Annotated in this window: 15 protein-coding genes and 1 riboswitch; of the genes, 1 reads left to right on the forward strand and 14 read right to left on the reverse strand. The window is 34.1% G+C overall.

Features of this window, described 5'->3' with window-relative positions; genetic code table 11:
• Positions 1-85: 85 nt before the first annotated feature.
• The 6 genes from BM305_RS16475 to BM305_RS16500 form a co-directional block, all read right to left on the reverse strand.
• Positions 86-349: a hypothetical protein gene (locus BM305_RS16475; RefSeq protein ID WP_092563352.1), complete on the reverse strand. Its 264-nt coding sequence runs from the start codon at positions 347-349 to the stop codon at positions 86-88.
• Positions 350-396: 47 nt separating this feature from the next.
• Positions 397-1,083 (reverse strand): ABC transporter ATP-binding protein, encoded by a 687-nt coding sequence (locus BM305_RS16480; RefSeq protein ID WP_092563355.1) that lies wholly within the window; start codon positions 1,081-1,083, stop codon positions 397-399.
• Positions 1,083-2,252 (reverse strand): hypothetical protein, encoded by a 1,170-nt coding sequence (locus BM305_RS16485; protein WP_092563358.1) that lies wholly within the window; start codon positions 2,250-2,252, stop codon positions 1,083-1,085. Before BM305_RS16485 ends, BM305_RS16480 begins: the two co-directional genes overlap by 1 nt.
• Positions 2,253-2,254: 2 nt before the next feature.
• On the reverse strand, positions 2,255-3,325 hold the full coding sequence (locus tag BM305_RS16490; protein WP_092563361.1) for an ABC transporter permease: 1,071 nt from the start codon (positions 3,323-3,325) through the stop codon (positions 2,255-2,257).
• Between the two features lie 86 nt (positions 3,326-3,411).
• The gene (locus BM305_RS16495) at positions 3,412-3,804 is read right to left on the reverse strand and encodes a hypothetical protein (RefSeq protein WP_092563364.1); all 393 of its coding nucleotides are present in this window, start codon (positions 3,802-3,804) and stop codon (positions 3,412-3,414) included.
• A gap of 202 nt (positions 3,805-4,006) precedes the next feature.
• Positions 4,007-5,962: a pectinesterase family protein gene (locus tag BM305_RS16500; RefSeq protein WP_092563367.1), complete on the reverse strand. Its 1,956-nt coding sequence runs from the start codon at positions 5,960-5,962 to the stop codon at positions 4,007-4,009.
• Between the two features lie 198 nt (positions 5,963-6,160).
• On the opposite strand from BM305_RS16500, the gene BM305_RS16505 reads away from it, so the two are divergent.
• Positions 6,161-9,196 (forward strand): insulinase family protein, encoded by a 3,036-nt coding sequence (locus tag BM305_RS16505; protein ID WP_092563370.1) that lies wholly within the window; start codon positions 6,161-6,163, stop codon positions 9,194-9,196.
• Between the two features lie 61 nt (positions 9,197-9,257).
• Here BM305_RS16505 and BM305_RS16510 read toward each other — a convergent pair whose 3' ends face one another.
• The 8 genes from BM305_RS16510 to BM305_RS16545 all read right to left on the reverse strand — a co-directional run bounded on the left by BM305_RS16510 (position 9,258) and on the right by BM305_RS16545 (position 20,341).
• Positions 9,258-10,148, reverse strand: coding sequence for a cation diffusion facilitator family transporter (locus BM305_RS16510; RefSeq protein WP_092563373.1), 891 nt, complete (start codon positions 10,146-10,148; stop codon positions 9,258-9,260).
• 97 nt (positions 10,149-10,245) lie between these two features.
• A riboswitch (NiCo riboswitch) is annotated at positions 10,246-10,347 on the reverse strand.
• A gap of 73 nt (positions 10,348-10,420) precedes the next feature.
• On the reverse strand, positions 10,421-12,070 hold the full coding sequence (gene hcp / locus BM305_RS16515; RefSeq protein WP_092563376.1) for a hydroxylamine reductase: 1,650 nt from the start codon (positions 12,068-12,070) through the stop codon (positions 10,421-10,423).
• A gap of 158 nt (positions 12,071-12,228) precedes the next feature.
• Positions 12,229-13,692, reverse strand: coding sequence for an ABC transporter substrate-binding protein (locus tag BM305_RS16520; RefSeq protein ID WP_092563379.1), 1,464 nt, complete (start codon positions 13,690-13,692; stop codon positions 12,229-12,231).
• A gap of 56 nt (positions 13,693-13,748) precedes the next feature.
• Positions 13,749-14,744, reverse strand: a complete 996-nt coding sequence (locus BM305_RS16525; protein WP_242940569.1) for a carbohydrate ABC transporter permease — start codon at positions 14,742-14,744, stop codon at positions 13,749-13,751.
• Between the two features lie 17 nt (positions 14,745-14,761).
• On the reverse strand, positions 14,762-15,667 hold the full coding sequence (locus BM305_RS16530; RefSeq protein ID WP_092563382.1) for a carbohydrate ABC transporter permease: 906 nt from the start codon (positions 15,665-15,667) through the stop codon (positions 14,762-14,764).
• Positions 15,664-18,237 carry a DUF5696 domain-containing protein gene (locus BM305_RS16535; protein ID WP_092563385.1) on the reverse strand — a complete coding sequence of 858 codons (2,574 nt, stop codon included), beginning with the start codon at positions 18,235-18,237 and terminating at the stop codon, positions 15,664-15,666. Before BM305_RS16535 ends, BM305_RS16530 begins: the two co-directional genes overlap by 4 nt.
• 12 nt (positions 18,238-18,249) lie before the next feature.
• Positions 18,250-18,870 carry a Yip1 family protein gene (locus BM305_RS16540; protein ID WP_092563388.1) on the reverse strand — a complete coding sequence of 207 codons (621 nt, stop codon included), beginning with the start codon at positions 18,868-18,870 and terminating at the stop codon, positions 18,250-18,252.
• On the reverse strand, positions 18,863-20,341 hold the full coding sequence (locus BM305_RS16545; RefSeq protein WP_092563391.1) for an NHL repeat-containing protein: 1,479 nt from the start codon (positions 20,339-20,341) through the stop codon (positions 18,863-18,865). The genes BM305_RS16540 and BM305_RS16545 overlap by 8 nt, the downstream gene beginning before the upstream one ends.
• Position 20,342 lies beyond the last annotated feature (1 nt).

A 20,342-nucleotide genomic window follows, 5' to 3' on the forward strand; every position in this document is an offset into this window, starting at 1 on the left:
CAAAGTCTATTTGCATCTACCATAAGAGGCACGCTAATATTATTTATTATAATACTTTCCTTCATATATCTCATTTAATTTTAGCCTATTTATTTGAATAATGTTCTTGTTTTAATTTTTCATTACTTTTTCTATTGTTAGGGAAAAAGTAAACTTTTGTTTCAAAATACACTTCTTTTCCATATTGAATATCTGTTTCATGACACCAATTTACAATCTTATACGTTAGTGATGAATATACATCTGAATTTCCATCTTCTAAAATCTCATGCTTATATGGAAAAAATAAAATTAGCAAGAAAATAACACCTATTACAATACTTAATACTTTTTTCTTTTTTTTACTCATTTTTATCTCCCTTTTTAATTTTTATAATTATTTTAAGTTACTGTCTTCTAATTGCATACTTCCAACTTTCCATCTACCATTTTGTAAATCTTGCTACAAAATTGAGCCACTTCATTATCATGAGTTACAATAATTATAGTCTTTCCACTCTGATTTAATGCTTTAAAAATGCTCATAATTTCCATTGAAGTTATAGTATCCAATGCACCTGTTGGTTCGTCAGCAAGGATTAATTCTGGATCATTTACTATTGCTCTCGCTATAGCAACTCTTTGTCTTTGACCACCAGACAGATTTGCCGCCAATTCTTTCTCCTTATCTTCTATTCCCAATTTCACCAGTATATCTCTAGCTATTTTATTTTGTAATCTCCATTTCATATGTTTTTTTGAATACGAAAAAGGAATTCTTATGTTCTCCATAACAGTCAATTTTTCTATCAATGCAAACTCCTGTAACACAAACCCTATTTTTGAATTTCTCATTTCTGCTTTCTTTTTCTCATTCAATTGTTCAACATCTATACCAAATAACTTATATTTTCCAGCACTTTTTCTATCTAGCAATCCCAAAATATTTAGTAAAGTCGATTTCCCAGATCCTGATACACCTTGAATAGCTATCATACTTCCTTTACAAATTTTCAAATTACTTCCCCTTATTGCATGTATTGGATTCTCTTTTTTACCATAGTATTTTTCAATACCTTCCATTTCAATTAAAAAATCATCCATTACTCATCCCTCCTAGTCAATTGACTTATTTTACACGTATACAGTAACTTAACTGGCAACACAGCAGTTAAAATAATGATTAAAGTACTTATTATTATTGAATATATAAATTTTTCACCAAATCCAAAAAAATACACGCTAAACATCATTGGTATCAGCATTGCCATAAAAATTTGATAAAACAATTGTTTTACTAAGTCACTAATTCTTGCCCCACATATTAAATGTATTGCATAATTTTTTACATTTTTTCTAATGTACAAAGAAAGACTTGCAGACATTCCCGATACCGCAAAAATAAAAATAATACTCGCCACCATAAATTCATACATTATCTGCGGTAATACATGATTTATATAATCACTCATAAACTCCTTATACATTTTATATGAAATATTTAGTAAATCAATATTATTACCAAATTTTTCTATACTTTTTATATTTGATAAATTATCAGTTATTAATACAGTAGAGTCGATTGCCATATGAAAATCAGATAAACTAAAACATTTATTAATAAAACCATCTGACATGGGGAAAAAAAATGAATTATTTAAGTTATTATTTATTCCAATATAATACAAATCTGGATAACAAGAATTATAATCTAAAATTCCTACAACAATTCCTCTGTACTGCATCCCAGTGCCACCATGACTAAATTTATACTCTTGTCCTATTTTATATTGATTTCTTAAATTAAACCCTATAACTACTGGTATCACGTCATTGTTTGAAGTAAAATCTTCGTTACTGAACAATCTACCTTTATAAGCACCAATATGAAATGTATCAAAAAAATTTTTACTTGCTACCTTTTCATTTATAACACCTCCATTGGCTGGTATACTTAAATCATAGCCAAAAACAGTGTACCCATTCATATCATCATAACTATATATTTTATCTAATAGTGTCTTTAAACCAATGACCGAATTATCTTCGTTGCTAAACATTCGACTTATGCGTTCATCTGTTGTTGAATCTGTAGCCACATAAAAATCTACACTTTTTAGTCCTTCCATCTTTTTTATACCACTATATAATATTTTTAAGTCTGTAAACGCTACTGTCATTAAGTAGATAATAACAATTAATTGAATAACAAAGCAAATAAATGTACGTTTACTATTTGCTATAGCTCTACAGGCATACTCAATTTGATTCATCACTAACACCTCACGCTAAATAAACTCTTTCTTGCATCTTTATTGAAAAGCATAATACATATTGTAATTAACCCCAATAAAATGGATAAAAAATATGAAATAAATATTGTTGAAAATGAAAAACTAAATCCCGAAAATATCAGCATGTTCACATGTGATAGTATGTATGCAACTAGTAATCCTATTAAATAAGAAAAAGATATCAAACCAATATAGTTAAAAAGTAACATTTTAATAATTTCAAAAGAAGTTGCACCCACAACCCTACGCACAGCAATTTCCTTTTTTCTTCCATCAACCCAATATATATTTACATTTATAAGATTCAGCAATACCATGAGCAATACTAAAATTAAAGCCGAAAACGATGTGTTTTGGACAGATATTGTTCTGTTCAGAATTGTCAAAAATGGTTCTTTTTCATCGTATTTATTAATTTCTATAATATTCTGTAATTCTTTATTTTTATACAATATTTCCTTCCAATTTTCGCAATCAAAATAATAATTCCCCTCCATTTCTTCAGAAAGTAACATTGCACCACTCTTCAGATTATAATAAGCAACAGAATCCTTATTAATTTTATTCTTACGCTTTTTATAAACACCAATCACTTCAAAGCTTTTATTATCATAAATATAATATTGTTTTCCTTCTGCCTCAATACATTGTCCAACTAATTCATCGGAAATTAATATTACATTCTTTTCTTCTAAAAAATCTTTTTCATTCATATTACGTCCTGAAATTAAATCTAATGATATTTCTTTATTATTTGTATAATATATACCACTAATTTGTTTCTCATTAACTTTCATTAAGTAAAAAGGAGCACTCAACTCATCAATAGTATCTAATAATTCATTAATTTTTATTTTATTATTAGTATCATTTGTCCTAATATTAAAGGAAACATACTTTGTTGATAAGCCATCTGGAGGAATTTGTATCATCTTATAGGTATAAACAAGACTAGCAAAAAATAATACCACTAAAATACTAATAAAAGCATTGATAATAATAATATATATAGACTTCTCTAATAAATATTTAATAATAGCACCACCATTCATATTCAAAATTACTTTTTAAGAACGCTATATCTCAATCCTGAAATAGCGTCCTTAAATTTTATTTCTGTAAAAAATATAAATATGTATTATGCAAATGGTATAAAATTATATGAGAAAACAGTTGAATCAGCAAACAAGCTTATTTGATCCCATACACTTACATCCGTAGAATAAGTCGAACCGTCTACCCACGATGGAGCTTTTGCTGTATATTTTGCTCCTCCTATTACACTTTTACCATCTCTTTTGTAATTAATACATGCTTGCTTGATGAATGCACCATCAAAAGCACTAAAATCATGAGATGGAACAAATTGAATATATCCATCATATCCCAACTGTGTTATCCATTCATCACTAGTGCAATAATTAACGCTATCTCCATATCTATAATGTTGAAACCAAGCACTACATTGTTCCGTTTTTGCAGTAATTAGCAAAACCGCTACTACTAAACATACTGATAAAAATTTTTTCATCTTAACCTACATTTGTTAATAATTTATTATAATTGTACAATTATTTACATAGTTTGCATTATTTTTTGTTTTTTGTCAAGTTTATTATTTTTATAAAATATACTCCGTAATGGTATGACTCACTTCTCACTTGCAATCTAATAAACTCCAGAAAAGTAAAAAACACTCTTTCCTGGAGTTTTTATATGATACATTTAATATTTTAGAAAACAGGCGTCCAGCCTTTTAATACATTATATTTTGTATAATTTGCAGCCTGGCTTGCTGTCAATACTTTTCTTGTACCAGACACCCTGGCTCCTGCTCCTTGACTATTATATTCGTAAAATCTTCCGTGTGAGGCAGAAACTCCAGACATGGAAGTCCAACCGACTGAATTAATGTGTGCTTCCATGGTACAATTCAAATATGCAACCGCTGCTTTATCTACTGAGGTTCCACTTGGACACCATGGCCTTCCTAAATAAACTGAGCTATCAGCCATTCCCGATTCCCTCGTTAATTTGCAGCTTTCAAATACGAATCCATACGTTTCATTAATACTGGTTCTTGCCGCTGTAATATAACCATTGTTACTGCTGCTTCCTCTGTCTAATGAACAAATTTCACAATTCTCGAAATATGCCTGGCTTCTTCCAAATATAAAATCCACGTCTCCTTCAATCAGACATTTATAAAAATACTGTGTTCCGCCATCGCATAAAAGAGTATCTTGATTGCCTGAAATCTTACAATTATGAAAAGCAATCTGACTTCCCGTAGCGCTAAGTGCTACTGCCTGCTCATTACTATTCCCTTGTTCAACAAAAGAATTTGATATTGTAATATTTTCAAGAATTATATTGCTTCCTTTTATAAATACAGAAGCACTGCCGCCTGTACCGTATGTTCCTCCGCTTCCATTACTCTTACCATTATAGTTGTCATATGTAATAATCGTCTTATCACGGTTTTCACCTATTATATGCACATTCTTTTTGCCACTATCAATTGTTACAACTTCTTTATAAGTTCCAGCCTTCACATAAATAGTAGTAGTTGAACTTGAATTGTTTGTGACACTGCTAATTGCTGCCTGCACCGTTTTATAATCCCCACTTCCATCTGTGGCAACAATCTTTGCTCCAGCAGGAATAGCGGAACTTACTGGTGTTGGTGTTACTACTGGAGTCTGTGTTACTGTCGGTGTTGAATTCGCTTCAATTTTCATGTAATAAATTCCTACATTATCTACAGATGGATACAGCACATAAGTACCTGCTGATGGTATCTGATATACCAATTTTGATAATACACTTGGCAGGGTGTCATAGCTTTCTAAATCTGTACCATTATAATTCAATGTTAATGCACGATTTGTACTTCCGCCACTCATTGCATATACCGTAAGTGTTCCTTTTGCTGTAGCAGTAAAAGAGATCGCCCGCTTAGTAGTAGTTCCTTTACCACCTGACTTTGCACGTTTTGTAAAACTCATGTCATCCAATGTACGGCTGCTGGAATCAACTGTCCACGAAGCACCTCCCATAATAAAATGAAACCCATTTACCGTAAAATCAGACGTATAGCTGCCACTTGCTATATCAGTTGATACATTTAATTCATGTCTAAAACCTGTTACTGCTGGTGTTGGCGTTACCACGATTGGTGTTGGTGTCACCACGATCGGTGTTGGTGTCACCACTATTGGCGTTGGCGTTACTACGATCGGTGTCGGCGTCACTGTTAATTGTGCTGCATTGTATTCCACTCCGCCAATTGAATAGTACAGTTCATAAGAATAATTTTCTGGTATAGTTCCTGACCCCAGCATTCCAAATGAAACTGTACTTCCATTAGAAATACATGCATTCCATGATTCTGGCTGAATTATGTAACTGCTGTCTGATTCTGATATTTTAGCACACCATATACTGGTGATGGTAAAATCAGATTTACTTAGCTCTAACCGCCAGCTTTCAATTCCTTGTCCAGTGTTATTGGCTAATGCAATACTCATATTATAACCACCATAATATGATGTTGCAGATGTACTAAACGAAAAACCACTACTTGCCTGAACTGGTCTGGTGCCCATATCACCAGCAACAGCTATTAAACTACAAATAAGTGTCAGCGTCAGTACAAAAGATAGTACCTTGTTTCTCTTTGCTTTCATTTTTGTAAACCTCCTATATTTAATATTTACCCTTTTATTTTATCATAGATAAAGTGTGAAAAACAATTTGCAATACTTTTTACTATCCAAAAACCATCTGTTATTCTTAAGATTTTTTAATAATAACTTAAGCATTTTCCATTATTTACATGGTATAATAAAATTTGTTATTATTATTTTTAAGGAGGGTTACTTATAATGAAAAAACGTTTACTATCGATTCTGTTAGCATTATGTCTAATTGTGCAAGGTACCATTATTTTTTCTCCAGACATTTTGTTTGCAGCAGAATCTACAACCACATCTACTGAGAATCCAAATGTAGGTTCTGTAATCTCTGGCTTTTCAGTGCAACAAATCACATATGATACTACAACAAAATCAACTAATATTTTATTAACCCACGTTAAAACAGGAGCTAAAATGCTTGTCATTCAAAACAGCGATCTGAACCGTGGCTTTGCTGTTGGCTTTAATACACCAGCTGAAAATGATAAGGGTACCAACCATATTATTGAACATTCTCTTCTTGGTGGAAGTGAAAAATATCCAACAAATAATCTAATTTTTAACGTAGCCAACACAACCTATACTTCTTTTATCAATGCATTTACCATGCAGAACATGACGATGTTTCCAGTCTGTTCAGCAAGTGAAAAGCAGCTCATGAAGCTGACGGATATCTATATGGATTCTGTTTACCATCCTTTGGTTGCAAAAGATGAAAAAATCTTTCAGCGAGAGGCATGGCGCTATGAATTGGAAAAGTCATCATCTGCCATTTCCGTAACAGGCATTGTATATAATGAAATGAAGGGGAATTTTGGAGATATTCAGTCAACTGCTGTCTCATATGCAAAAAAGGCTATTTTCCCAGATACCAATCAAGGTAACATCTCTGGTGGAGTTCCTAAGGATATCCTGACGCTTACATACAAGGAATTCTTAAAAACTTACAAAAAATACTATCATCCATCTAATAGTATTATGGTCTTATATGGTGATGTAGATTATAAAGCGTTTTTAGAAATGCTGAATTCAAATTATCTGTCTGACTACAGCAAAAAGACAATTTCCATAAAACGCCAGACACAAACTGCCTTTTCAAAATTAAAGGAAAAGACCTTTTCATTTCCAGCAGCAAAGGGCACAAGTACGAAAAATCAAGCTGTGATTGACCTTGTATTTGCAACCTCAGATTTGAAGAAATTAGGAATTACAAATTACGCTGCACTTAGCTTAATTGCAAGTATATTAAATGCTGATACTGGTGAATTTAAACAGGCTCTGGTTAATAGTAAAATTGCGGAATCCTACTCCATTTCCATTAGCAGTGATACCTATCAGCCCGTTATTCACTTTATCGCAACCAATGCGGATTCTTCTAAAAAGAAAGCATTTTATAACTTGGTTATGAAGGAATTAAAGAACACTGTAAAAAATGGCATTGACAAAGAATTAATCAAGTCTGTTATATCCTCTATGAAATTCCAGAATGTTCTTGGAACAGAAGGAAATGTTGCCGTAAATTCCTTAATGACTGCTTGTCTCTACGAAAATATTTTTGGTGATCCAACAATTGACATAACAAGTTATTTTACATCTATTGAAAAGAAATTAGATACTAAATATTTAGAAAACCTTATTAATAAATATCTTGTTAAAAATAAGCTTGTATGCCTGACAGCCACTGTTCCAAAAGCAGGATTACTAGAAAAAGAGGAAGCTGCTCTAACTAAAAAGTTGAAAAAACTGAAAAGTTCTATGACAAAAAAAGAAGTGGCTGCCCTTGTAAAATCTACTTCCTCATTTAACACTTGGAACAGTCAGGAAACATCCTCTGACGTTTTATCCTCAATGAGAGCAATCTCTGGAAAAGATATTCCTGTAGAAGTAAAGGATTATCAGGTAACTGATACTACTGTAAATGGAGCCCGTTTTATATCTGCTCTTGCAGATATAGCAGAAGTTGGTGAGATTACTATGAACTTTAATGAAAGTCATCTTTCCAAAGAAGAGTTATTGTATCTGAATTTTTATAGTGATATGCTAACTTATGGAATGCCAACGAAAAACAGAACAGAAAGCCAGGTTTTGAATCAGCAGATATCTGAAACATATGGATTTAATGTGGATGTGTCTGTCAATAACGGTAACTTAACTGGAACAGCTGCTTATCCTTCCTTTACATTAAACTATACTGGATTTAGCAACAACTATTCCAATACCTTAGACCTTAGCTCAGATGTTTTATTAAATTCTGATTTAACAAAGACATCTACCTATGCTGCACGTGCCATTAGTTATATTAAAGCAGATTATGCTGCTACCTTCTCTGATCCATTTAGCCTGATGGCAATGCGTGCTGCTGCGAAAACAAGTAAACTATGTCAATACTATAATTACCTCAATGGATTAGATTATTATCAATTTGTTATATCATTGGAAAAAGAACTAAATTCTAATCCTAAAGCATTACAGACAAAATTGGAAGATGTTCGTAAAAAAGCATTCACAAAAACCAGATTAACGGTTGGATTTGCTGGTGATATGGCATCTACAAAGGCATTTCAAACAACCCTTCCAGGTTTTTTAAATACTTTACCACAAATGACCTATGCAAATACTTCCTATACCTTGCCTGTACCAGCAGATCGTGAAGCATTTACTATTAATTCTTCCGTTCAGTACGTGCTGTTTAACTCTTCCCCACTGGGAAATGGAATTACTAAAACAGGAAAGCATGATGTACTTGCAACAATGTTAAACAATTTACTTTTTATCCCTGAAATACGTTTAAAAGGTGGGGCTTATGGTGCAGGCGCACAATTTGATTTTTCCAACTATTTGGTCTACTCATATCGTGACTGTGACTACTTAAATTCATTAAATGTAATTAATAATAGTGATGAATACCTTACCTCTATACTTCCTTACTTAACGGAAGATATTTTAGACAGCTACATTATGTCAACCTATGCTGCTGCGGCTGGGTCAAGCACTGGCGAATTAGGAGGTGCAACATCAGCAATTCACAGCAGACTAAATAATATTACTACTGCTGATAAAATAAAATATCTGAATGAAATTAAAAGCACCAGTGCTACAGATATCCAGGGCTTCGTAAAAGACTTATATACGTTAAATGAACACTCTAATTATATTGTTGTTGGTTCTCCTTCCGTAATTGAAGCGCACAAAGATATCTTTGATACGATTACTGCCTTACAGTAAAATTTCATGATAAAATGGTGGAAGCAACCCAACTGCTTCCACCATTTCACTATCAAAAATATTATTTTGGATTTACATGTACCATGCAATGCTTTACTGTAACAAATTCTTTTTCAATTGCATTGTGTACCTTTTCTGCAATTTGATGTGATTCATTTAATGTCAAATCTCCTTTAGCAGCAATTTCCACATCGACATAAATTTTAGCTCCAAATAGTCTGGTTTTAATCTCATCAACCCCTTCAACACCCTCTTGTGCAAGAACAACCTCCTGCATTTTATCAATTAATTCCTGTTCACAAGATGCATCTACCATCTTATCTACTGCATCCTTAAAAATGTCAAAAGATGCTTTCCCAATAAAGAAACAAATTACGATACTTGCTATGGGATCTAAAACAGGAAATCCCAATCTTGCGCCAAGAATACCCACAAAAGCTCCTACAGAGGAAAATGCATCTGAACGATGGTGCCAAGCATCTGCCATTAATGCTCCTGAATTAATCTTTTTGGCCGCTGACCTGGTAAACCAAAACATCCATTCCTTAACTACAATAGAGATTACTGCTGCTACCAGTGCTAATCTTCCTGGAAGCTCTAGTGTCTTAGATGAAAAAATATTCTGAATTCCGCTTATTCCGATTCCAATGCCTGTAGCAAATAAGATGACTGCCAAAATAATTGATGCAACACATTCCAGTCTTTCATGACCGTACTGATGGTGAGAATCAGATGCCCGATTCGATACCTTTACTCCTATCATAACAATAAATGTACTAAATACGTCTGATGCTGAATGTACAGCGTCTGAAACCATTGCCCCAGACCTTGCCCAAATCCCAGCAAACAGCTTTAGCAGCGAAAGAATCAAGTTCACCATAATGGTTACTCCTGACACCTTCATCGCTATCTTTTCATCATTTTGAAATTCTTTTTCCTTGATTTGTTCCATAAAAATACCTCCAAAAACATTTTATTATTTGGTCTTATGGCACCTGCAATGTTTCTCCGAGGTATAAAAAAACACCTGCGGCAGAAGGAATGTAAACTACTGTCCCACAGATGTTATATTGGTCATAATCTGCTGCCACCTTTGTGGCCCGGCCTCATAAATGAATCAATTCATTCACAGCCTGCTCAGTTTGTACTGTAGATTATATGCAGTGCAAAGAGTATATTAATATGATTATATCTTACATCATTGGTTTTGTCAATCTTTTCTATTTATTCTTCATCAAAAAATAATTTCATGTCCTCTTCTACCGATTGAATTCCTGCAATTCCAAAGTTTTCAACCAGGACACTGGTAACATTTGGAGATAAAAATGCTGGCAACGTTGGTCCTAAATGAATATTTTTAACACCTAGATACAATAGCGACAATAGTACAATTACTGCTTTTTGCTCATACCATGCTATATTATATATAATTGGAAGCTGGTTAACATCTGATAATCCAAATACTTCTTTCAGCTTTAAAGCTATCAGTGCAAGTGAATAGGAATCATTACACTGCCCCGCATCAAGTACTCTCGGTATACCTCCAATGTCCCCTAACTCAAGCTTATTGTACTTATATTTTGCACAACCCGCAGTTAATATAACAGTATCTTTCGGCAATGCCTTAGCAAAATCCGTATAATAATTTCTTGATTTTGCTCTTCCATCACACCCAGCCATAACGATAAACTTTTTAATAGCACCTGATTTTACTGCATCCACTACTTTATCTGCTAACGCAAATACCTGATTGTGTGCAAATCCTCCAATAATTTCACCTGTTTCTATTTCCACAGGAGGGGCACATCTCTTCGCATGTTCAATAATAGCTGAAAAATCTTTTTCTGTTCCTGCCTCTCCTTCTATATGCTTACATCCAGCAAATCCGGCTGCACCAGTAGTATATACACGCTCCTTATAGCTGTCCTTTGGAGGTACAATACAATTCGTTGTCATAAGGATTGGTCCATGAAAGCTCTCAAACTCTTCTTTCTGCTTCCACCATGCATTTCCATAGTTTCCAACAAGATGAGTATATTTTTTTAATTGTGGGTAATAATGAGCTGGCAGCATTTCTGAATGTGTATACACATCAATGCCAGTTCCTTCTGTCTGAATCAATAATTGTTCAATATCACTCAAATCATGTCCAGATACTAGAATACCAGGATTTTTTCCTACACCAATATTCACTTTTGTAATCTCTGGATTTCCGTAAGTAGTTGTATTGGCAGTATCTAATAATGCCATGCCATCCACTCCAGCTTTTCCTGTTTCCAGTGTTAATGCTACTAAATCATCTACTGACAATGAATCATCTAATAACTTAGTTAATGTTGACTGCATAAAAATATCCAGTTCTTCCTTATCGTATCCCAATGCGTTGGCATGCTTCAAATATGCTGACAACCCCTTTAATCCATAGGTAATCAACTCTCTTAATGAACGAATATCCTCATTGGCTGTTGCTAATACCCCAACTTCCTTTGAAGCTGCTTTTTGATCCATCTCTTCCTTTGTGGCTCCATTCCACACCGCTGCGTCTGATAAATCTTCATTGTCTTTTAATAATTTAATTAAATTATTTTTATACTCCAACGTATCACTGACTCTATTATAAAATATATCATTATCGAAATTTGCATTGGTAATAGTTGTAAAAAGATTGAGCGTAATAAAATGATTTATATTTTTTCCAACTTCTTTTCCTTCTGCTCTCAATTTGCTGGTAACCTGGGATAATCCTTTTGTAACATAAATCAACAAATCCTGTAGTCCAGCAAGTTCTGGGCTTTTTCCACATACTCCTATCTTAGTACATCCCGTACACCCTGCTGTTTCTTGACATTGATAGCAAAACATATTTTGATTCATAGTTCATTCTCCTTTTCCTCTTGTTTATGAATCAATCATATAGCAGAACAAAACACTTTTCCGTAACATATGTTACATTTTTCTTTTTATTTTAAAAAATGATTGCAAAAAAGCCCAATGTTACCATTGGACTTTTTCATAGTTGGAGTCATTCTAATTTATTTAAAGAAACCTGTGTTGTCAAGGTCATCTTGTAATTTCTGTTTGCTTGATTCAACTGCCTGTGCAACAGTTTTTTCTTTTGTAACACAAATTGGATTGAATATATCTGATCCTAAATCAAAGCTTCCGCCTAAACTGGTCCATAAATCAAGTTTTGGAGTCTCTCCACACTTTAATGCTAAAGCAATATCTTCATCCGTTAAGAAGCAGCTTTCAAACCAGCTTGGATCATCACGGTACTCTGTATCTCCCTGGTGCCAGTTCATAAATTCTTCAAATACCTGATATACTTTTTCTGGTTCACTTACACCGATTGGAATTATATACCAGTTTCCTGAAACTGGAGAATAAATTTTGCTTGCATCTCCACTTGGTCCAGTTGGATAAGGTACAACACTATATTCAAATGCTAATGGTGCTCCTTCACTAACAGCAGCGTCTGCTTCCTGCTTCAAAGACCATGCCTGTGCAGTCCAGAATAAAGTTTTTCCAGTTGACCATGACAATAAGTTATCATTCCAGTCATCTGTATTCCAAGGTCTTGCAACTTTGTCTTCATTATATAATTTATTAATGAAGTCAAATACTTCTGTTGTTTCTTTAGAACTTAATCCTTCTGTACCAGTTGCTGCAATTTCACCGCCATTGTTCATAACAAGACCATTAACTAAATCAGTAAATACACCGCCATAACCATATGTATCTACATTGCTGTCTCCATCTGTATCCTTTGTTGCAGCTGTTGCTAATTCAGCAAACTTATCCCATGTCCATTCACCATTATTATATAATTCCTGTGGATCTTCCAATCCTAAATCCTGAATCATAGTTTTGTTATAACCTAAATAAATTCCGTTTACTGGAAGCCCCTGCTCTGAGAATAAATAAGTTCCGCCTAACGCTTCCAATGGTTTCATAACTACTTGATCATTGTTAATGTCACAGTGACCAATATCAAGTTTTGATAAGTCCTGTGCTAATCCATTTAATACTGCTGGAATACCGAATTGTAAATCTGTTAAATAGATATCACACTCTGGAGTACCAGCTAAAATAGATGTATTAATACTTTCTTTAATACCATCCCAGCCTAAATTTACAAATTGAATTTTAACATTATATTTTTCTTCAATTCTTCTAACATTATCCAGTTTCATCTGTGCTGTTTCTGTGTTTGTTAAACCTGGATCATCTTCGATTGAAGTGTGGTCTGATGTATAAAAATAATCCCACCAAATACCAACCTTAATGGTTCTTCCAGCCATATCAAATGCTGGATACATGTCTGTTGCTTCCTCTGTTGCTTCTACCTCTGTTTCTGCTGGTTCTGATGCTGAAACCTCTGTAGGAGTCTCTGTCTCCGTTTTGTCACTGTTACTGTCCTTTGAGCTGCCACATGCTGCTAATGAAAATGCTAATACAAAAGTCAGCATCAAAGCTAAAATTTTTCTCAATTTCATTGAATAACCTCCTCTTATTTCTTTGTTTTTTATTTTAAGAGGCATGGAAGAATCGCTTAGCCAACGATTCCACTACGCTCTACCCCTTCTATAAAATATCTTTGAAGCACAACATATACTACCAGAATCGGAATAATAGTCAATACAATTCCGGCATTTAGATATAGCTGAGAAATCATTGGGTCTTTAACTTTATCCACAAATTCTATAGTCGCCTGTACCGTAGATACACTAAGACTCATCAGACTTTTCGCATTCAAAGAAAATAGCTTGCAATAAAACATATCGTTATACTGCCATACCAGCGAAAAAACAGCAACTGTAATCACAGCTGGCTTTGCATTTACCAGCATAATTCTAAGATATGTGTAGAAACTGCCAGCTCCATCAATAAATGCTGCCTCCTCAATTTCCTTTGGAAGTCCCCTGAAAAACTGATTGAAAATATATATATACAATCCTGAACGCAATCCACATCCAAACAAAGTAAGTATATACATTGGTTTCTTAGTTGTCAATAAATTCACTGCACTTCCCGTAAACAATTCTTTTAACCCAAAAACATCAAAGTTACGAAATTCCATATACAATGGCAGCATAATAGTATGGGTTGGAATTACAATTGTAATAATGACACAAGCAAACAATAATTTCTTTAATGGAAAATCGAATCTGGCAAAACCATATCCAACCATTGAACAAATTAAAATCTGCAATCCCATAAGGGTTATAACATAAATCATAGTGGATGACAATGTCTTTACATAGCTTAAACGTTTGAATACCAGTGAATAATTTTCCAACGTTCCTTTTAACGGTATCAAGTATGCACTTGGGTTATATACATCGGTTGATGAAAAAAAGGAATGTGATACAATTGTAATAAGAGGACCTAATATGACAAAGGAAATCCCCAATAATATCAAAAAGCGCACAAGGGAAAACATAATTTTTTTGCTTTTCGTAATGGCTTTCTTTTTTTCATTTTGAAACTGCGAATTTTCATTTAATTTGGAAAACCGGATTTTCATATCCATAACTTTTGCCTGCATATATGCTATCCCTCCTTCTAATTATAATAAAATGTCTTTTTCGAAATAATGGCACCAGTTACTACAAGAATGAAACAAACCAGCACTGTACTTAGAATACTCATTGCGGAACTTAATCCATAATTATACTGAGTAAATGCCGTATTATATGCTGTTTCTACAACATCGCTTGTAACAAAAGAATCTACAATTGTGTATACCACATTGGTTAATATCAGTGGAGATACCATAGGAAATGTAACTTTCCAGAAGGTTTCATATGCCGTAGCACCTTCAATTTTCGATACCTCATATAACGCGCCTGGAACTGATTGTAATGCTGCAATAAATATAATAATCTGCACTCCTGATGCCCTGATAATTTCATAAATTCTTGCTACCAAGTCTGTAATATATCCGATCAGCCCATCTGGAACTCCTAGATCAATAAAAATAGATAAGAAATAGTCCATGTTTACGCCTGCTGCGGAAGCAGCATCTCCTACTGCTACTGTTGCCCCTCCTTGCAGAAGAGTACGTGCTGTTTCGATTGCATCATTAATTGCTCCTGCATTCATAATAATGGGAAGGAAAAAAATCAAACGCACTAATGTTCTTCCTTTAAAGTTTTGATTTAATAAAATTGCAATAAATAAACTGAAGAAAATAATAGCTACCACATCTACCACAACATCAATGAGCGACTGTACTAATATCTGGTTATAAGTTCCATGCTGCAATAAGGCATACTTAAAATTGTCCAGTCCTGTAAAATCTAGATGATAACCTCCTGTTTCTCCAATCGAAACTTCACTAAGAGAAAACTGTACGGTCAAAATCAAACTCTTCAAGTAATATACAATAAATCCAATAAGCCAAGGGGCTATAAACAGCAGGCCTGTAATTGCTCTCTTATTTGATAACGTTAATCTTTTCTTTTTCATTCTGCTCCCCCTTTCATCGCATAACCGTTTGCTGATACTAAAACATTATCTACTCTCGCATCTTCATTGGTAAGATTTACATAAATAACAATGCCATTATCGTACGTAATTTTACGAACACCCTCTATAATTTCATGTTCGATCATAAAGCTGTTGGATACCTTAGCCAACACTTCATTTATTGTACTATAAGTACTTGATAAATCCTCCATCCACTCTTCATATTGAGTGGAGTATAAAGATGCCAGTCCAGAATATTTTATTTTACTGGAGTCCTTATAAGATAATGTGTATCTAGGGGAAGCGCCTGCTTCAATCAGCTTTGCCAATGCTTCTGTTGACTGAAGATTTCCATCTAGATTTAATGCTGTTCCGGTATAATTTATACAGCCATGTACAACCATCTGGTAAAACGGAATTTCTTCATCTACAATATAAAATTCGTTATTGGTTAATGGCATATTAACAATATCATCTACATACGCCAAGGAATAAAAATCCCCGCCATTTACCATAATTTCCTTTCCCGTTTCTTCCAATTGAGCAATGCTGCTTTGCACTATATACTTTGATTCTTCTCGGTTAATAATCTCTGTTCTCTTTCTATCAGCATGCAGATCATCTGCCATATCCCGCAGACTAATACCTGTAATATCAATCTTGTCAATTTTGTCAGAAAATTTATCCACATAGCGAACTAAAAATTTAGGTGATAACGCATCATTCAACGTTTCCATATATCCACCAACGGAACTAACCTGACTCATTGTTACTGGATTTTTCCGACCTCCTGTAACGATGGAACCTGCATAATATCTAGAACTTTCCATTTTGTAATTAAATCGTTTTGAAGAAAAACTGACTCTTTGGAATGCCACATCACCAAACAATGCTCCACCTTGTTCCTCTAGTTTCTGTGATAAACTTTCCAAATCCTTTTTCCCACCTAGCTTACTAATTACTTTAATCTTATCTGGCACATCGTGGTAATACCCTCTGTTAAACCATCCTAAATAATTCATTTTAATATTACTTATATTTTCATCATTTAATGCATCTACTATTTCCCCTGCTTCATCAAACGTAGTCAGTGGGTAAGATGCATAATATGGAATTCCCAAAACATCTGCCTGCTGCTGAACGCCGCCCACAACATCCACATACAATGGTATACTGCTGGATTCCTCCAGTTTGGTTAACGTTCCCTCGATTAGCAATTCATTACGAAAATAATTAGCCATTCCTGAATAACTTGCTTCGTCTGTATCTAAAAATGCGTACTGAATCGTCAAATTTAATTTATAAAAATTCTTTTCCGCAATTGGCATATCGGCTCCAGCACCAGTTGCCCCAAACATAGAAGCAACATCTGACCCCCTTATTACGAAAGTAGGATACACATAATTGTAACTGTTTAATTTTCCAGAAACATCAGCAGTAATAGACGCAACTGACTCACCAGAAGTAATTCGGGCAAATATGGCATTATTCTCTTTCTTGATACCATAAATAGGAAGTCTTATTTTTTCTGTATTTTCTACCGAAACTAAAGACTGCGACACAATATCCATTCCATATACATACGCATTATATTGCTCCGTCTTTTTTCCATTATTAAAATTAATCAAGGAACCTGAACCATTTGGAACAAACATATATCCTTCTTCATCAGAAGCTCCTGCACCAAAATAACTTAAAACCTTCATGGCTGCTATTTGTGCATTCCCAGTTTCCTTCACTTTTTCTGTTGGAATGTTCACTTCCAGCTTATCGTCAATCAAACGATACTCCAGCGGAATGGTAAATGTAACCTTTTCCTTAACTTCCTGTCCAGAAGCTGCTGCTGCATCTTCATCACAGTCTTCCTGAGTATAACCGGCTTCTTCAAAAATAGCCTTTAGTTTCTTCATACCCACCTTAGAAGCTCTTGTTCCTTTTGCCAGTTCTAGAAAACCTTCTTTATCCTTCATATCCTGATAGCTGGCTTTTACGGTTCTTGCCTGTTTTTCTGTAACATGATCCAACACTAAAGTAGTTAATCTTTCCTGAGAAATAACTGGTGGTACAATCCCCAGTTCATTTTCCAAGTCTCCCAGTAAATAAGTAAAACGAATGCCATTTTCAATTCTTTCAATTGTAAACTGGTTTTTTAGAATACTTTTTTCATAATTATTCATAGAAGCCAGCGTTAAACCTGAGTCAAAATAATCTACAACAATCTGTGAACCCAGCAGATTCTTATTTACACCAGTGGCAATCTCATCTGATTCCCGATCAACTGGATTAGAATACGTAATCTGACCATTTCTTTTATCATAAACAGCCACCTCTGTTGTTTCCAAATTAGCATATAGCATCAATGTGTCATTTTCTGCTACTAGATCCATTCCCTGTACATAGTGGGCAGAATCCTGTAAAGCAACAAATTCTGTTCCCTCCTCATACGAATAATTCACTAATAATTTTTTATAATCATCAAACAGATAGAAATGAAATGCTAAGTATGCTACATAGGTCCCAACTAATACAAGGGCTGTCAAAATTACTGGCAATAAATATTTCTTTTTCATAACATAGCCCCCCTAAATTCGAAATAGTATTTCTGTATAAATACTTTCTAAAAACAAGTAAACCTGTTGTACTAACGATAAAAGCAGCGATAACAGAAATATAATAACAAGCATCGAGACACATGTTAAGCATAAAGTAATCATTGTTTTTCCAATAGTAAAATTATGAATTGTCATTACCCCTATCAGCAGTAAAATAACAAACCAGCCAATTGATACAAACAATAACAAATAATAAAATGCTTCTTCGCCACTTGCAATAAACTGTGAAATCAAAGTAGCTGGAAGAAAGGTCAAAACCATAGGTGTCATAGAGTATCCCGTAATAGTCAGGATATCTTTAAACCTTCCTTCTCCTTCCATCAAGCAGGTAATCGACCAGTTTGCTGTCGAAAACAATAATACAAATGCAAAAATTGCAATCACTTCCGTAACTGTATTAACAGTTCTGGGATTAATGTCATTTACAACAAAACCTGCATACTGGCGATTAAGTGAAAAAGAAAGACCAAACAGTAATATCAAAATTAATGCTAGTAGTACACTGCCCTGTTCACGATGTCTCACTTCATAAAAACCATCAAATGGATGGGATACCACATGGAAAAGGTATTTTATCTTTTTCTTATTCATATTTTTTATCCCCCTTCCGATGCTTTCTAACCTTGTTAAAAATAACGGAACCTCCGATTATAACAATACCTGCTGTCAAAATCATATTCAAATGTTCCTTAAGCCATTCATTCCGGTATCTCTTATATGCGATTGAGTAATACTCACGATCCATGCCTAATTTCAAATACTTCATAGCTGTTTTATTGTCTCCAGAAGACAAATATGCCTTACCAATTCCCACATAAGCCAGTTCAAAGTTTGCATTGAGATTTAAAACCTTTTTCCAAACTTCTACCGCCTGCTTTTCATCTCCATCATATCGGAGACTAACCGCATCATTAATCAATTGTCCATACTCTGTACTTTTAAAGCACAATACTTCGCCTCTTTGTGCATCCAGTGCCAGAATTTTGTCATCATAGGATTCAATTGCAACTGGCGTTTTGAATGTACCAGACTGGCTTCCCAATCCGCCAAAAATATACAATAAATTTCCTTCGTGATCATAGGTGAAAATTCTTCCTCTTGTGGAATCAATGCAGCTATAAATACCATGCTCCCGATATACTACATCTACAATATGGGATGCCCCGCCATAATCACCAACTGGTATAAAGAATTTATCACCGCTGATTTTTACGCCATCACCTTTTTTAATAACATCCTCACCCCTTGGATTCAGCCTTCGTACTGACTGGGTTCCTTCGGAATCAATGTTGGTGGCATAAATAAATCCTTTTTGATCAATATCAACACCTGTAAATTCAGTTGGAATGAATAACGTCTGTCTTGCTCTTTGTGCTTTTGTTGAAAACTTTCTCCATATCTTTTCAATCGGGGTAATATGTACATTAATGGTTCCACTATACCCTGTAAATTCTCCATTTGCATCAAAACACATAATTCCTTCAAAAACACCAGCTGCTATTACATATGCTCGGTCGGCATAGTCCACAGTAACCTTTGTCGGTTTAAACTCAAAATCATCTGAAAAACTTTCAGATTGTGGATTTTCAATAATTTGATACAAAGTACCATCCATTTCTAATGCTACAACTCTCTTATTATTTGTATCCGCAATATAAATTCTTTCATTCTGTGAAATACAAATACCACTTGGTCCATTAAAGGTGTCCTTTGAACCATTATGATCAAATCCTGTAATCTCTCTCACAAAGTGAAAGGTTCCAGAGTAAAAATTACAAACAACAATACGATTATTACCCGTATCAACAATATACAATATTCCATCCTCTGTAACACATAAATCCTGAGGTGAACTGAAATTAGTAGTTCCGATAACTGCTCCTGACAGATTGCTATCCGGAAGATAGGCAGCAGGCGTATACACGATATCTTCCCAGTAATCAAAATTATAGGTTACATAAGGTACCTCATCATCTGCTAACACCTGTATACCATTCACGAAAAAGGCAATTGTCAGGAATGGAATCATTATCATCATTAAAATAGAATCTCTTTTTTTCATC

This window comes from Anaeromicropila populeti (genome assembly GCF_900112775.1).
In the GTDB taxonomy this organism is placed as follows: Bacteria; Bacillota; Clostridia; order Lachnospirales; family Lachnospiraceae; genus Anaeromicropila_A; species Anaeromicropila_A populeti.

Coding starts and splice junctions, on each gene's coding strand:
- BM305_RS16475 (WP_092563352.1), bottom strand. CDS start 349: ATGAGTAAAAAAAAGAAAAAAGTATTAAGTATTGTAATAGGTGTTATT.
- BM305_RS16480 (WP_092563355.1), bottom strand. CDS start 1,083: ATGGATGATTTTTTAATTGAAATGGAAGGTATTGAAAAATACTATGGT.
- BM305_RS16485 (WP_092563358.1), bottom strand. CDS start 2,252: ATGAATCAAATTGAGTATGCCTGTAGAGCTATAGCAAATAGTAAACGT.
- BM305_RS16490 (WP_092563361.1), bottom strand. CDS start 3,325: ATGAATGGTGGTGCTATTATTAAATATTTATTAGAGAAGTCTATATAT.
- BM305_RS16495 (WP_092563364.1), bottom strand. CDS start 3,804: ATGAAAAAATTTTTATCAGTATGTTTAGTAGTAGCGGTTTTGCTAATT.
- BM305_RS16500 (WP_092563367.1), bottom strand. CDS start 5,962: ATGAAAGCAAAGAGAAACAAGGTACTATCTTTTGTACTGACGCTGACA.
- BM305_RS16505 (WP_092563370.1), top strand. CDS start 6,161: ATGAAAAAACGTTTACTATCGATTCTGTTAGCATTATGTCTAATTGTG.
- BM305_RS16510 (WP_092563373.1), bottom strand. CDS start 10,148: ATGGAACAAATCAAGGAAAAAGAATTTCAAAATGATGAAAAGATAGCG.
- hcp (WP_092563376.1), bottom strand. CDS start 12,070: ATGAATCAAAATATGTTTTGCTATCAATGTCAAGAAACAGCAGGGTGT.
- BM305_RS16520 (WP_092563379.1), bottom strand. CDS start 13,692: ATGAAATTGAGAAAAATTTTAGCTTTGATGCTGACTTTTGTATTAGCA.
- BM305_RS16525 (WP_242940569.1), bottom strand. CDS start 14,744: ATGCAGGCAAAAGTTATGGATATGAAAATCCGGTTTTCCAAATTAAAT.
- BM305_RS16530 (WP_092563382.1), bottom strand. CDS start 15,667: ATGAAAAAGAAAAGATTAACGTTATCAAATAAGAGAGCAATTACAGGC.
- BM305_RS16535 (WP_092563385.1), bottom strand. CDS start 18,237: ATGAAAAAGAAATATTTATTGCCAGTAATTTTGACAGCCCTTGTATTA.
- BM305_RS16540 (WP_092563388.1), bottom strand. CDS start 18,870: ATGAATAAGAAAAAGATAAAATACCTTTTCCATGTGGTATCCCATCCA.
- BM305_RS16545 (WP_092563391.1), bottom strand. CDS start 20,341: ATGAAAAAAAGAGATTCTATTTTAATGATGATAATGATTCCATTCCTG.